Annotated in this window: 11 protein-coding genes and 1 pseudogene; 10 read left to right on the top strand and 2 right to left on the bottom strand. The window is 31.9% G+C overall.

The annotated features are described in order from the left end of the window. Positions 1-2 precede the first annotated feature (2 nt). Complete coding sequence (locus AJN69_RS03635; RefSeq protein ID WP_002861361.1) at positions 3-1,223, bottom strand: argininosuccinate synthase; 1,221 nt, start codon at positions 1,221-1,223, stop codon at positions 3-5. A 154-nt stretch (positions 1,224-1,377) separates the two neighbouring features. Here AJN69_RS03635 and AJN69_RS03630 point away from each other — a divergent pair, with 154 nt between their 5' ends. The 10 genes and pseudogenes from AJN69_RS03630 to AJN69_RS03590 all read left to right on the top strand — a co-directional run bounded on the left by AJN69_RS03630 (position 1,378) and on the right by AJN69_RS03590 (position 12,217). Next, positions 1,378-1,623: an RNA-binding S4 domain-containing protein gene (locus AJN69_RS03630; RefSeq protein ID WP_070210754.1), complete on the top strand. Its 246-nt coding sequence runs from the start codon at positions 1,378-1,380 to the stop codon at positions 1,621-1,623. Then, a complete protein-coding gene (gene tsaE / locus AJN69_RS03625) occupies positions 1,620-2,027 on the top strand; it encodes a tRNA (adenosine(37)-N6)-threonylcarbamoyltransferase complex ATPase subunit type 1 TsaE (protein WP_044778954.1) in 408 nt (135 codons plus the stop codon). Before AJN69_RS03630 ends, tsaE begins: the two co-directional genes overlap by 4 nt. Next, the gene (lptB, locus tag AJN69_RS03620; RefSeq protein WP_002855252.1) at positions 2,020-2,748 is read left to right on the top strand and encodes an LPS export ABC transporter ATP-binding protein; all 729 of its coding nucleotides are present in this window, start codon (positions 2,020-2,022) and stop codon (positions 2,746-2,748) included. The genes tsaE and lptB overlap by 8 nt, the downstream gene beginning before the upstream one ends. Then, the gene (locus AJN69_RS03615) at positions 2,748-3,998 is read left to right on the top strand and encodes an RNA polymerase factor sigma-54 (RefSeq protein WP_052949653.1); all 1,251 of its coding nucleotides are present in this window, start codon (positions 2,748-2,750) and stop codon (positions 3,996-3,998) included. Before lptB ends, AJN69_RS03615 begins: the two co-directional genes overlap by 1 nt. Before the next feature lie 165 nt (positions 3,999-4,163). Continuing rightward, the gene (locus tag AJN69_RS03610; protein WP_070243511.1) at positions 4,164-5,588 is read left to right on the top strand and encodes an anaerobic C4-dicarboxylate transporter; all 1,425 of its coding nucleotides are present in this window, start codon (positions 4,164-4,166) and stop codon (positions 5,586-5,588) included. Between the two features lie 141 nt (positions 5,589-5,729). Beyond that, positions 5,730-5,917 (top strand): annotated as a pseudogene (kdpF, locus tag AJN69_RS09660) (K(+)-transporting ATPase subunit F). A 9-nt stretch (positions 5,918-5,926) separates the two neighbouring features. Then, positions 5,927-7,618: a potassium-transporting ATPase subunit KdpA gene (gene kdpA / locus AJN69_RS03605; protein WP_070210739.1), complete on the top strand. Its 1,692-nt coding sequence runs from the start codon at positions 5,927-5,929 to the stop codon at positions 7,616-7,618. A gap of 9 nt (positions 7,619-7,627) precedes the next feature. Next, a complete protein-coding gene (kdpB, locus tag AJN69_RS03600) occupies positions 7,628-9,673 on the top strand; it encodes a potassium-transporting ATPase subunit KdpB (protein WP_070243512.1) in 2,046 nt (681 codons plus the stop codon). A 1-nt stretch (position 9,674) separates the two neighbouring features. Continuing rightward, positions 9,675-10,283: a potassium-transporting ATPase subunit KdpC gene (gene kdpC / locus AJN69_RS03595; RefSeq protein ID WP_070261150.1), complete on the top strand. Its 609-nt coding sequence runs from the start codon at positions 9,675-9,677 to the stop codon at positions 10,281-10,283. 2 nt (positions 10,284-10,285) lie between these two features. Beyond that, positions 10,286-12,217 carry a sensor histidine kinase KdpD gene (locus AJN69_RS03590; protein ID WP_002877682.1) on the top strand — a complete coding sequence of 644 codons (1,932 nt, stop codon included), beginning with the start codon at positions 10,286-10,288 and terminating at the stop codon, positions 12,215-12,217. Here AJN69_RS03590 and uvrB read toward each other — a convergent pair. Further along, the gene (gene uvrB / locus AJN69_RS03585) at positions 12,212-14,185 is read right to left on the bottom strand and encodes an excinuclease ABC subunit UvrB (RefSeq protein WP_014516973.1); all 1,974 of its coding nucleotides are present in this window, start codon (positions 14,183-14,185) and stop codon (positions 12,212-12,214) included. The two genes, AJN69_RS03590 and uvrB, sit on opposite strands and share 6 nt — an antisense overlap. Between the last annotated feature and the right edge of the window lie 17 nt (positions 14,186-14,202).

Genomic DNA, 14,202 nt, shown 5'->3' with positions numbered 1-14,202 from the left:
TATTAAAATTTTCTTCCATTTTTTCCTGCAATGATAAAACGCAAAGCATTAAGCTTGATAAAGCCTGCTGCGTCTTTTTGATTATACACTTCATCTTCTTCAAAAGTACAATAAGCTGCGTTAAACAAGCTATCGTTCGCACTTTCACGTCCTATAACCATCACATTGCCTTTATAAAGCTCGAGTTTTACTCTGCCATTGGCGTGAATTTGAGACTCATCGATTAAGGCTTGAAGCATCATTCTTTCAGGCGAGAACCAATAGCCATTATAAATTAAACTTGCGTATTTTGGCATGAGTTCATCTTTTAAGTGTGCTGCTTCTCTATCAAGCGTGATGCTTTCAAGCGCTCTGTGTGCTTTTAAAAGTATAGTACCGCCTGGAGTTTCGTAACAACCACGACTTTTCATTCCTACATAGCGATTTTCTACTATATCAAGGCGTCCTATACCGTGTTTGCAGCCTAGTTCGTTAAGTTTGGTTAAAAGTCCTGCAGGACTTAGTTTTTCTCCATTTATCGCTACTAAATCTCCCTTTTGGAAATCAAGTTCTATAATTTCACTTTCATTTGGAGCGTCTTTTGGGCTTTTACTCCATCTCCACATATCTTCTTGGGGTGCGTGTGCAGGATCTTCTAAAACAAGTCCTTCATAAGAAATATGAAGTAAATTTGCGTCCATAGAATAAGGAGATTTTCCTTTTTTCTTAGAAATATCAATACCGTGTTTTTGTGCATAAGCAAGGAGTTTTTCACGACTGTTTAAATCCCACTCACGCCATGGAGCGATGATTTTTAAATCGGGATTAAAAGCAAGATAACCAAGTTCAAAACGCACTTGATCATTTCCTTTGCCTGTGGCACCATGACTTACCGCATCAGCACCTGTTTGCAGGGCAATTTGTGCTTGAGTTTTTGCTATAAGTGGTCTTGCTATACTTGTTCCTAAAAGATATTCTCCTTCATAAATCGCATTGGCTCTAAACATAGGAAATACATAATCTTTAACAAATTCATCTCTTAAATCTTTAATGAAAATATTTTCTTCTTTTATACCTAAAGAAAGGGCTTTTTTTCTTGCAGGTTCGAGTTCTTCGCCTTGACCAATATCTGCTGTAAAAGTTACAACTTCACAATTATACTCATCTTGAAGCCATTTTAAAATGATGCTCGTATCAAGCCCCCCAGAATACGCTAAAACTACTTTTTTTACTTCATTTTTCATAAGATATCCTTTGCTAAAATAGATTTGAAAATTGTAAAATTGTATCCAAATTTCATTAAAGAAAAGTTTTTACTTGCTATTTTCTTAAAAAATAAAGCAAAGGCGTAAGCAAATTTTGTTCCAAAAATTGATTTTTTTTGCTAAAATTGCTTTTATGAGAGTAGATAAATTTTTAAATGTAGTTAATATCACGAAAAGAAGAGCTATTTCTGAAGATATGTGTAAAAGTGGCATAGTGGGGATTAATGGCGTTATTGTTAAAGCGAGTAAAGAGATTAAGGTGGGTGATATTATCACTTTACATTTTATTGAATACACTCAAAAATATAAAGTCCTAGCTATACCTAGCACGAAAAGCATTCCTAAAAATGCACAAAATGAATATGTGGTAAAATTATGAAAGAATTTATTTTAGCAAAAGATGAGATCAAAACGATGCTTCAAATAATGCCTAAAGAAGGTGTTGTTTTGCTTCAAGGAGATTTGGCTAGCGGAAAAACAAGCTTGGTGCAAGCTTGGGTTAAATTTCTTGGTCTTGATGCAAGGGTAGATTCTCCAACTTTTTCCACTATGCAAAAATATGAAAATCATGATATTTGCATTTATCATTATGATATTTATCAAGAAGGTTTAGAAGGACTTTTAGCGAATGGTTTATTTGAAAATTTTTTTGAAAAAGGTTTACATTTGGTTGAATGGGGCGGTGAAAATTTGAAAAAAACTTTAATGAAATTTGGAATTTCTACTATCCAGATTAAAATTAGCATTAAAGATAATAAAAGAAAGTATGAAATTTATGAGTAAATTAGAAATTGTAAATTTAGAAAAAATTATTAAAAAAACTAAGATTATACATGGAATTTCTTTAGAGGTTAATAGCGGAGAAGTTGTAGGACTTTTAGGGCCAAATGGCGCAGGAAAAACAACAACTTTTTATATGATATGTGGACTTATTTCTCCAAGTAGTGGAAAAGTTCTTTTAGATGGTTTGGATGTAACAAAAGATCCTTTAAACAAAAGAGCTAGATCAGGGATAGGTTATCTACCTCAAGAAAGTAGTATTTTTAAGGATTTAAGTGTAGAAGATAACCTGCTTTTAGCGGCTCAGATTTTTTATAAAGATAAAAAAATTTTACATGATAAAGTTGAGCAAATGCTTGAACTTTTAAGCATAGAACCTATTCGTTTAAGGAAAGGTTTAAGTTTAAGTGGAGGTGAAAGAAGGCGTTGTGAGATCGCTAGAAGCTTGATGTGCGAACCCAAGTTTTTGCTTCTTGATGAGCCTTTTGCAGGTGTTGATCCTATAGCAGTGGCTGAAATTCAAACTTTGATTAAAGAGCTTAAAAGATTAGGGATTGGGGTTTTAATTACCGATCATAATGTGCGTGAGACTTTGGCTATTTGTGATAGAGCTTATGTTATAAGATCAGGTTCTTTGCTTGCTAGTGGGAATGCTGATGAAATTGCAACCAATAAAGACGTGAAAAAGTATTATTTAGGAGCGGAGTTTAAACTCCTTGATTGATGTTAAAGCAAAAAATCACCCAAGCACCCAAGACTAAAATTTCTCAAACTTTACGCTCTTGGTTGCCGATTTTACAAGCAAACATAGAGGATTTAAAAGAAAATTTAGATAAATTTGCTGAGGATAATCCTTTCTTAAATGTTCAAGATTCGATACAAACTCATGATAAGGGTAAGAATTATTTTGATTCATTTTATAAACATAATGTAAATTCGGCTTTTGTGGATAGTAAAGGACTTGCCAAAAAAAGTGTTTATGAGCTTTTAAATGAACAGATTCTTCCTCCTTTGTTTCCTACAAACAAATCTCAAGAGCTTGCAAAAAAAATTATAGAATGCTTAAATGAGGAAGGATATTTTGAATACGATGAAGAATTTTTAAAAGAGTATTCCTTAGAAGAAATTGAGCGAGTAAGAGCAAGATTTAAATTTTTAGATCCTGTAGGAGTGGGAGCTAAAGATTATAAAGAAGCATTTTTATTTGCTCTTGAAAATATGGAATTAGATGAAGATATTGATGAGTTTTGTAGAATGTTGATTATGGATTTTGAAAATATACAAAACTATACCAAAGAGCCTTTATATAAAGAAGCATTGGCTGTACTTAAGCGCTTTAGCACTCCTCCTTTTTTGGAATATTTTGAAGATTCTCGTATAATTGTTCCTGATATTTTTGTTTATAAAGAAAATGGTGAAATTAAAGTAAAAATCAATGATGATTATTATCCTGAAATTTCAATCCAAACTGATGGTTTAGAGCATGATTTTTTAAATCATTACATCAAAGAAGCAAAAAATTTAGTTGATGCTTTAGCGATGAGAAAAGCTACTCTTTATAAAATAGGGCTTATGATAGTAGAATATCAATATGATTTTTTCATGGGAAAAGAGATAAAACCTATGACTTTTAAGGATTTAGCACTTGATTTAGAACGTAATGCTTCGACTATATCAAGAGCTGTGGCAAATAAATATTTAAGTTGTGAAAGAGGACTTATTCCCTTGCGTGATTTTTTTGCTTTTGCTCTTGATGAAGAGGGAGAGACTTCAAATGTAGGTGTTAAAGAATTTGTGGCAAATTTAGTAAAGAATGAAGATCGCAATAAACCTTTAAGCGATAGTAAAATTTTAGAATTAATCAAAGAAGAATTTAAGGTCGATATCGGACGAAGAACTATTACAAAATATCGCAAACATCTTAATATAGCAAGCTCTACAGATAGAAAAAAAATATATGAACTTGAAGGATAAAATTCTATACAATCTGTCAAACCCATTACGCTTGTGTTTTATATTTAAATTTAATTTAAATAATTTAAAAAATTATTATTTTTATTTTTATAAATATTATTCTTTAATTTAAAAATGTGATACAATAATAACTGTTTTTAAATATCAATTTTCAAAGGAGTTAAAATGGACTTTTTAACAAGCCTTAGTGAGGGAGGGCAATTTGCAGTCCAAATCATTATCGTTTTAATTTGTCTTTTTTACGGTGCAAAAAAAGGCGGTATAGCGCTTGGTTTGCTTGGTGGTATAGGTATTTTAATGCTTGTATTTGCTTTTCATATAAAGCCTGGAAAACCAGCCATAGATGTTATGCTTACAATTTTAGCGGTGGTGGTTGCGAGTGCAACTTTGCAAGCGAGTGGTGGTTTAGATGTTATGCTTCAAATAGCAGAAAGAATTTTAAGACGCAATCCTAAGTTTTTAACAATACTAGCACCTTTTGTAACCTGCTTTTTGACTATACTTTGTGGAACAGGACATGTGGTTTATACTATTATGCCTATTATTTATGATATAGCGATTAAAAATGGTATTCGCCCTGAGCGTCCAATGGCAGCAGCTTCTATATCATCACAAATGGGTATTATTGCATCTCCTGTATCTGTGGCTGTTGTGAGTTTGACTGCTTTGCTTTTAAATGCTAATCATAAATTAGCAGGTTTTGATGGTTATATCAATCTTCTTCAAATTACTATACCTAGTACATTATTTGGTGTATTGTGTATAGGAATTTTTTCTTGGTTTAGAGGAAAAGATTTGGATAAAGATGAAGTATTTCAAGAAAAACTTAAAGATCCTGAATTTAAAAAATATGTTTATGGGGATTCTAAAACACTTTTAGGTGTTAAACTTCCAAAAAGCAATTGGGTTGCAATGTGGATTTTCTTAGGAGCTATTGCTTTAGTAGCTTTATTGGGTGTATTTGATTTCTTGCGTCCAAACTGGGGACAAGTTGTAAAAAATGGCATTCCTCAAGTAGATGCTTTAGGCAATCCTAAAATGGATGTTTTATCCATGGTTTCAGTTATTCAGATGTTTATGCTTTTAGCAGGTTCTTTGATTATCATCTTTACTAAAACAGATGCAAAGAAAATCGGCTCTAATGAAATTTTTAAATCAGGTATGATAGCACTTGTTGCGGTTTTTGGAATTTCTTGGATGGCTGATACTATGTTTGCAGTTCACACTCCTATGATGAAAGCAGCGCTTGGAGATATAGTAAAAGAGTATCCTTGGACTTATGCTGTAATGCTTCTTTTAATTTCAAAATTTGTAAACTCTCAAGCAGCGGCTATTTCGGCTTTTGTTCCTTTGGCTTTAGGAATTGGTGTTGAACCTGGTGTAATTGTTGCTTTTGCGGCTGCTTGTTATGGGTATTATATTTTACCAACTTATCCAAGCGATTTAGCTACTATACAATTTGACAGATCAGGTACTACTCATATTGGTAAATTTGTTATCAATCATAGTTTTATTTTACCAGGTCTTATAGGTGTAATCACTTCTTGTATAGCAGGATATTTTATTGCTATGGCAGCGGGTTATCTTTAACAATTTTTAGCAGGATTTTTCCTGCTAAATTTTTCATTTGTCTTTTTATTTAATATAGATAAAAATTATAAATAAATCATAAAATTAGTATTAATCAAAATATAAGCTTAACAAGGATAGAATAAATCCTATTTTGAATCAATGAGAAAGGGCTATCCTATGGATGTTATCTTTGCTTTGCTTCTGCTTTTAGCTTTTGGTAGTTTATGGTTTTTTATCCGTTTTTGTGAAATTCAAACTAGGACACGCGGATGATATTTTTACTAGTTTTAAGCTTAATACTTGCTCTTTATTTATTTTATGCTCTATTATATCCTGAAAAATTTTAAAGGAAAAATATGCTAGAAATTTTAATAACACTGATTATAGCTTTTATATTGGCTTTAATTTTTGGAAATTATCTTTATAAAATTGCAAGCTGTAAAAAAACTATTTTTGATTTTATTTTTAATCCAATTGATAATTTAATTTATAAAATTTGTGCAATTGATAGAAAAAATATGACTTGGCAAAAATATTCTTTGCATTTAATTGCTTTTAATGCTTTAGTGGCTATTTTTTCTTTCGTGATTTTTTATTTACAAGATAAACTTTTTTTAAATCCCAATTCGATAAATTCTATGAAAGGGGATTTGAATTTAAATACTGTAATTAGTTTTATTACAAATACAAACCTTCAGCATTATAGTGGAGAGAGTGCTTTAAGTTTGCTTTCCCAAAATACAGGCATTTTACTTGCTATGTTTGTTTCAAGTGCAAGTGGATATTCTGCTTGTATGGCTTTTTGTCGTGCTTTATGTGGTATGCAAATGGGAAATTTTTATGAAGATTTTACGCGTATTATTACGCGTTTGATGTTGCCTTTAAGTTTTATTTTGGCTGTAATTTTTATCTCTGAAGGCGTGGTGCAAAACTATCACGCAAATTTTAGCGTGCTTACTTTAGAAAATAAATTTCAAAGTATTGCCACAGGTCCTGTTGCAGCTCTTGAGTCTATAAAACATTTAGGGACAAATGGGGGTGGTTTTTTTGGTGCTAATTCAAGCATGCCTTTTGAAAATCCTACTTCACTTACAAATTTTTTACAAATTTTATCCATGATGCTTATTCCTAGTGCCTGTGTTGTAGCTTTTGGATTGATGGTTTATCATAGAAAAGAAAGACAAGGTTTTGCTCTTATGGGAAAAGAAGGGGGAGTTATTTTTGGTGCAATGGGGATTATTTTTATCATTTCTTTGCTTTTAATTTATTTTAGCGAAAAAATGTCAAATCCAAATTTGGATTCTTTGGGTTTAAATGCAAATTTGGGAAATTTAGAAGGTAAAGAAATAAGATTTGGCACAGATGGTTCGAGTTTATTTAGTGCTGTAACTACTGCTTTTACTACAGGAAGCGTCAATAATATGCACGATAGTTTAAATCCTTTAAGCATCAGTGCTACTTTGCTAAATATGATGTTAAATGTAGCTTTTGGTGGCGAAGGAGTAGGGCTTATGAATATGATTATTTATGTGCTTTTAACCGTGTTTATTTGTGCATTAATGATAGGCAGAACTCCAGAATTCTTGGGTAAAAAAATAGAAAGCGCACAAATGAAGCTTATAGCTTTGGTAATTCTTATCCATCCTTTATTAATCCTTGTTTTAAGTGCATTAGCTGTTGTTTTTGCAAAAGATAGCATAAGTAATCCTAGCTTTCATGGCTTGGCTCAAATTTTGTATGAATTTAGTTCTTCGGCAGCAAATAATGGTTCAGGACTTGAAGGTTTAAAAGATGATAATTTATTTTGGAATTTAAGTACAGCTTTTGCTATGTTTTGTGGGCGTTATTTGGTTTTAATAGCTCAGCTTGCTATAGCTGGATCGCTTTTGGCTAAAAATACACAAGAAAATACTGCAAATTCTTTAAAAACGGATAATTTAACTTTTATGTTTGTGCTTGTTTGTATTATATATATTTTTGCTGCACTTACTTTTTTTCCGGTGCTTACTTTATCAAGCATTGCAGAATATTTATCTTTATGGCATTAAGGAGAGTCAATGTCTAAAAAACAAAATAAACTCATTACAAAAGAAATTTTAAATAATGCCATAAAAGGAGCATTTTTAAAATTTGATCCACGCTTTATGATAAAAAATCCTGTTATGTTTATGGTGGAAGTTGGATTGATTCTTACTTTGATTTTAAGTATTTTTCCTACTTTGTTTAATGGAAATTCTGATGAAAGAATTTATAACATCTTAATCACTTTTATTTTATTTGTAACCTTGCTTTTTGCAAATTTTGCAGAAAGTATTGCAGAAGGAAGGGGTAAAGCCCAAGCAGCTACCTTAAGACAAAGTAAAAAGGATTCTAAAGCTAGACGCATAAAAAGTGATGGCAGTGAAGAAATGCTTAATTCTAGCGAGTTAAAAATAGGTGATATAGTTTTAGTTAAAGCAGGTGAACTTATACCTAATGATGGAGAAATTATAGAAGGTGCTGCAAGTGTTGATGAATCAGCTATTACAGGTGAAAGTGCTCCTGTTATGCGTGAAGCGGGCGGTGATTTTTCTTCTGTTACAGGTGGGACTACGGTTTTAACTGATTTTTTAAAGATTAAAATTTTAGTTGGAGCTGGGGAAAGTTTTTTAGATAAAATGATCAATCTTGTAGAAGGTGCTGCGCGTCAAAAAACTCCAAATGAAATTGCTCTTAATACTCTTTTAATTGTGCTTAGTTTGAGTTTTCTAGTAGTGGTTGTAAGTTTATATCCTTTTATGCAATTTTTAGGCGTGAGTTTGCCTATTTCGTGGTTAGTAGCATTGCTTGTATGTCTTATTCCTACAACTATAGGGGGGCTTTTATCAGCTATAGGAATAGCAGGTATGGACAGGGTAACGCGTTTTAATGTGATCGCGCTTTCAGGTAAGGCTGTTGAAAGTTGTGGTGATGTTGATACTATGATTTTAGATAAAACGGGAACGATTACTTTTGGAAACCGTTTGGCAAATGAATTTTATGAAGTCCAAGGTATAAGCAAAGACGAAATGATTAAAGCTTGTGTTTTATCCTCTTTAAAAGATGAAACTCCAGAAGGTAAAAGTATAGTTGCATTGGCTCAAAAAATGGGTTATGAATTAGAAGGTAATGATATTAAAGAATTTATCGAATTTAGCGCTCAAAATAGAATGAGCGGTGTGGATTTGCAAGATAATACAAAAATTCGCAAAGGTGCTTTTGATGCTATAAGAGCTTATATAAGCGAAATGAATGGAAAAATTCCTAGCGATTTAGAAACTAAGGTAATGGAAATTTCAAATCTTGGTGGCACTCCTTTGGTAGTGTGTAAAAATGAAAAAATTTTAGGAGTGATTTATCTAAAGGATACAGTAAAACCAGGACTTAAAGAGCGTTTTGATGAGCTTAGAAAAATGGGCATAAAAACTTTAATGTGTACTGGAGATAATCCTTTAACAGCAGCTACTATAGCTAAAGAAGCAGGGCTTGATGGATTTATAGCAGAATGCAAGCCTGAAGATAAAATAGAAGCCATTAAAAAAGAACAAGCCCAAGGTAAGATAGTAGCCATGACAGGAGATGGAACCAATGATGCTCCAGCTCTTGCACAAGCTGATGTAGGTATAGCTATGAACTCAGGAACTCAAGCAGCCAAAGAAGCAGCCAATATGATAGATCTTGATTCTAATCCTACTAAAATTTTAGAAGTAGTTGAAATAGGAAAAGGTTTGCTTATTACTAGGGGTAGTCTTACAACTTTTAGCATGGCAAATGATATTGCTAAGTATTTTGCTATTTTACCTGCTATGTTTAGTGTGGTTTTACCTCAAATGCAAATTTTAAATATTATGCATTTGGCTACCCCGCAAAGTGCTATTTTATCAGCACTTATTTTTAATGCTATTATTATACCTTTGCTCATACCTATTGCTATGCGTGGAGTTAAATTTAAGCCTATGAAAAGCGAGCATTTGCTTTTAAGAAATTTGAGTATTTATGGTTTAGGCGGTATGATCGCACCTTTTATAGGGATAAAAATAATTGATATTCCTACAGCTTGGATACTTAGAATTTTAGGAGTGTGATATGCTTAGAACTTTGCTTAGTTTTTTTGTGGTAATGCTAATATTGTGTACTCTTATTTATCCTTTTGCTTTAAATACAGTTGCAAAATTTATTTTTCCTTATCAATCAAGTGGAAGTTTAGTGGATAAAGAAGGTCGTCCGACTTTGGATATAAGCAAAGCGGTAGGTTCAAAGCTTTTGGGTCAAGATTTTAATAAGCCTTATTTTCTACATTCAAGAGCATCTGTATTAAATTACAATACAAGTGATGCAAATGAAAGCAGTGTAAGTTCAGGTGGATTTAATTATGCTATGTCAAATCCTGCTTTGAAAGAGCGTGTGCAAAAAGATTTGCAAAAATTTTTAGATGAAAATCCGCAAATTACAAAAGAACAAATTCCTTTGGATTTGTTAAGCGCTTCAGGATCAGGTCTTGATCCTCATATCAGTCTTCAAGCAGCCCTAGTGCAAATTCCTAGGATAAGTCAATCTTCAAAAATCACCAAAGAAGAATTAGAAAAAATCATTCAAGAAAATACAGAGTCTAAATTTTTATGGATTTTTGGGGAAGAAAAAGTTAATGTTTTAGCCGTTAATATAGCTATTGCTAAAGCCATGAAAAAAGAATAAACATGCAAAGACAAAGTCCTGAACAAATTCTTAAAAAACTTGAGGTTAAAGCCAAGGAAGAAGAAAAAAACAAACTTGCAAAATTAAAAATATTCTTAGGTTATGCTGCAGGTTCTGGAAAAACTTATGCTATGTTAAGTGAAGCTAGAACTTTAAGGGATAATGGAGTTGATGTTGTTTTAGGCTATATAGAGCCTCACGATAGACCTGAAACAATGGCTTTAACACAAGGTTTTGAAAGTATAGCTAATCTTGAAATTCCTTATAAAAATATAGTATTAAAAGAATTTGATTTAGACGCTACCCTTAAGAGAAAACCTGCTTTGGTTTTAGTAGATGAGCTTGCACACACTAATGCTAAAGGTTTGCGTAATGAAAAGCGTTTTCAAGATATAGAAGAACTTCTAAAAGCAGGTATTGATGTTTATACTACTTTAAATATACAACATTTAGAAAGTTTAAATGATTTAGTCGCTAATATCAGTAAGATAGAAGTTAAAGAGCGTATTCCTGATCGTATTTTTGATGAGGCTGATCAGGTTGAACTTGTTGATATTGAACCCAATAAGCTTTTAAAAAGAATGCAAGATGGCAAAATTTATAAGGAAAAACAAGCTAAACTAGCACTTGAAAATTTCTTTCGCCAAGAAAGACTTATAGCTTTGCGTGAGATTGCCTTAAGAAGACTTGCTTCAAGAGTGAATTTAAGAGCAAGTGAACAAAGGCTTATTAATGATGATTTAGCTTATCATACTGGAGAGCATATTTTAGTTTGTATTAATGCTTCAAATGCAAAGGTTATTCGTGCAGCTGCAAGACTTGCTTTAGCTTTTCATGCTAAATTGAGTGCGCTTTATATAAAAAATCCCAATATTAAAGAAGAAAAAGCCTTAGAAGAAAATATAGAACTAGCTAAAAGTTTTGATGCTGAAATCATTAGCGTATATGATGATGATATAGCAAGACAAATTGCAGAGTATTCAAGCCTTAGCAATGTTTCTAAAATTGTTTTAGGTAAAAATAAAGATAAAAAAAAGTTTAAAGAAGAGATTTTTGAAGCTGTTGCTAAAAAAGCACCCAATATTGATTTATATCTTGTTAATGAAAATCAAATTTCTACTCCTAAAATACGAAGTAAAAAAGGTTTTGATTTTTTAGGTTTTTTAAAAATCACAGGAGTTTTGCTTTTAGCAACTTTTATAGCTTTTGTATTTCATAAATTTAATACTCAGCCAAGTAATATAGTTATGATTTTTATTTTAGCAGTTTTTGCTTCTTCTTTTATTTCTGATAATAAAATTTTCGCCTTTTATTCTTCTTTGGTAAGTGTCTTGATTTATAATTTTTTCTTTTTAGAACCTATTTTTAGTCTTAAAGTTCATGATAGTGGAAATATTATTACTTTTACAACTATGTTTATAGTTGGATTTTTAACAGCTGTTTTTACTAGAAGATTAAAATTGCAATCTAAAGAACTCACTAAAAGAGCTTATAGAACAGCTATTTTGCTTGAAAATAGTGAAAAGTTAGCAAGAGTAAAAAGCAAACAAGAGCTTTGGGAACAACTTGGAAATCAAGCTTTAAAATTATTAAATTTACCTATTATTATTTATCCTATAAATAAAAACAATATTTTATCGAAACCTTTGTTGTTTTTTAACGATGATAAGCAAATGTTAAAAAATTGTTTTAGTGCCGATGAGATTGCTATTGCTCAATGGGTTGCAACAAATAAAGAAAGAGCAGGTGTTTGCACAAATACCCTGCCTAATGCCAATGCTATGTATTTACCTATAGAAGATGGGGAAAAAACTAAAGGGGTCATAGGTATAGTTTTAAAAGAAAAACGTCCCTTACAAGACTTTCAGTATGAAATTTTAAGTGCTTTACTTAATGAGGCGGGAGTTAGAACAAGGGATATATTTTTATTATAAATCCCTTAATTTATTAATCTCATCTCTAATTGCAGCAGCTTTTTCAAACTCAAGTGCTTTTGCTGCTTCAAGCATTTGCTTTCTTAATTCCTTGACAAGTTTTGCTCTTTCGCTAGCAGGCATTTTTTCTAGTTTTTTACCTTTGCGATAAATTTCGCCTAAATCCTCTTCATTTTTCAAACTTTCTTCAATATGGCGTTTGACTGAAGTTGGGGTAATATTGTATTTTTTATTATAAGCCATTTGAAGTTTGCGGCGTTCATTGGTGGTATCCATAGCTTCTTGCATGGATTTTGTAATCTTTTTACAAAAAAGCAAAACCTTACCATTGACATTTCTAGCTGCTCTTCCCATGGTTTGGATTAAACTTGTAGTGCTTCTTAAAAAGCCTTCCTTATCTGCATCCATAATGGCAATGAGTGAAACTTCAGGCAAATCAAGTCCTTCTCTAAGTAAGTTAATGCCAATTAGCATATCAAAAGCACCGCTTCTTAAACCTCTTATGATTTCATTGCGTTCTATAGCATCGATGTCTGAGTGCATGTATTTGACTTTTATACCAAGCTCTAAATAATACCTTGTAAGTTCTTCAGCGAGTTTTTTAGTTAGCACGGTTACTAAAACCCGTTCGTTTCTTTGTATGACTTTTTTAGCCTCATCAAATAAAATTTCAACCTGATTATCACTATCTTTTAATTCTATTAAAGGATCAAGCAGTCCTGTAGGACGCATGATTTGATGAAAGATGTTTTCTTTGCTAAGTTCAAGTTCTAAAGGTGCAGGTGTAGCTGAAACAAAAAGAAATTGACAATTTTTATGGATAAATTCATCAAACATTAAAGGACGATTATCCAAGGCTGAAGGCAAACGAAAACCATAATCCACTAAGGTTTGCTTTCTGCTTCTATCTCCTGCAAACATACCTCTAAATTGCGGTAAAGATACATGGCTTTCATCGACTATAACAAGAAATTTTCTATCTTTAATCGCAAAATAATCAAAAAGCGTATAAGGAGTATCACCTTCTTTAAGCCCTGTTAAATGCCTTGCATAATTTTCAACGCCTTTACACATTCCTGTGCTTGTAAGCATCTCAAGATCAAATTCAACCCTTTGTTTAAGGCGTTGATATTCTACGAGTTTATTTTCATGCTCAAAATAAGCAAGGCGTTCGTTAAGTTCTGCTTTTATGTCTTTTATCGCTTGTTTTAATCTTGTTTCGCCCACGCTAAACTGGCTTGTAGGATAGAGTATGAAGCGTTTTAAATCTTTACCTTTTTTATTTTCTAAAACATTGTAATGATACATAGCATCAAGCTCATCGCCAAAAAATTCAAGTCTTACTACTTCATCTTCATAATAAGCTGGATAAATGTCTATAATATCTCCTTGAACTCTAAAATCTGCACGATCAAAAAAATTATCATTTCTTTTATAACCCATATCTACAAGTTTTTTTAAAAGTTCTTTTTGTGAAATTTGCATACCTAGTTCAAAGATTAAAACCATGCCTATGTATTCATTTGGATTACCAAGTCCATAATTTGCTGAAACACTAGCTATGCAAACTACATCTTCATAACTTAAAAGAGAAGCAGTAGTACTCAGTCTTAAACGCTCTAAGTCTTCATTGGTCGAGCTGTCTTTTTCTATGAAAACATCAGTGCGTGGGATATAGGCTTCAGGTTGATAATAATCATAATAAGATATAAAATATTCTACATGATTTTTAGAAAAAAAGCCTTTAAATTCACTATAAAGTTGTGCACAAAGGCTTTTGTTGTGACTCATGATAAGAGTGGGTATATTAAGTTCTTTAATGACATTTGCCATGGTAAAGGTTTTTCCACTTCCTGTAACGCCTAGTAAGGTTTGATATTTGTTGCCTTTTTTTATACTTTTTACTATGCCTTTTATGGCTTCTTGTTGATCGGGACTGGGTTTAAATTCGCTGGTAAGTTCTAACATTTTTCTACTTTATTTTT

Origin of the sequence: Campylobacter sp. BCW_4338 (assembly GCF_001763255.1) — a bacterium.
Lineage (GTDB): Bacteria > Campylobacterota > Campylobacteria > Campylobacterales > Campylobacteraceae > Campylobacter_D > Campylobacter_D jejuni.
Note: the sequence above shows the minus strand (reverse complement) of the source record. Positions and strands in the feature narration are given on the sequence as shown.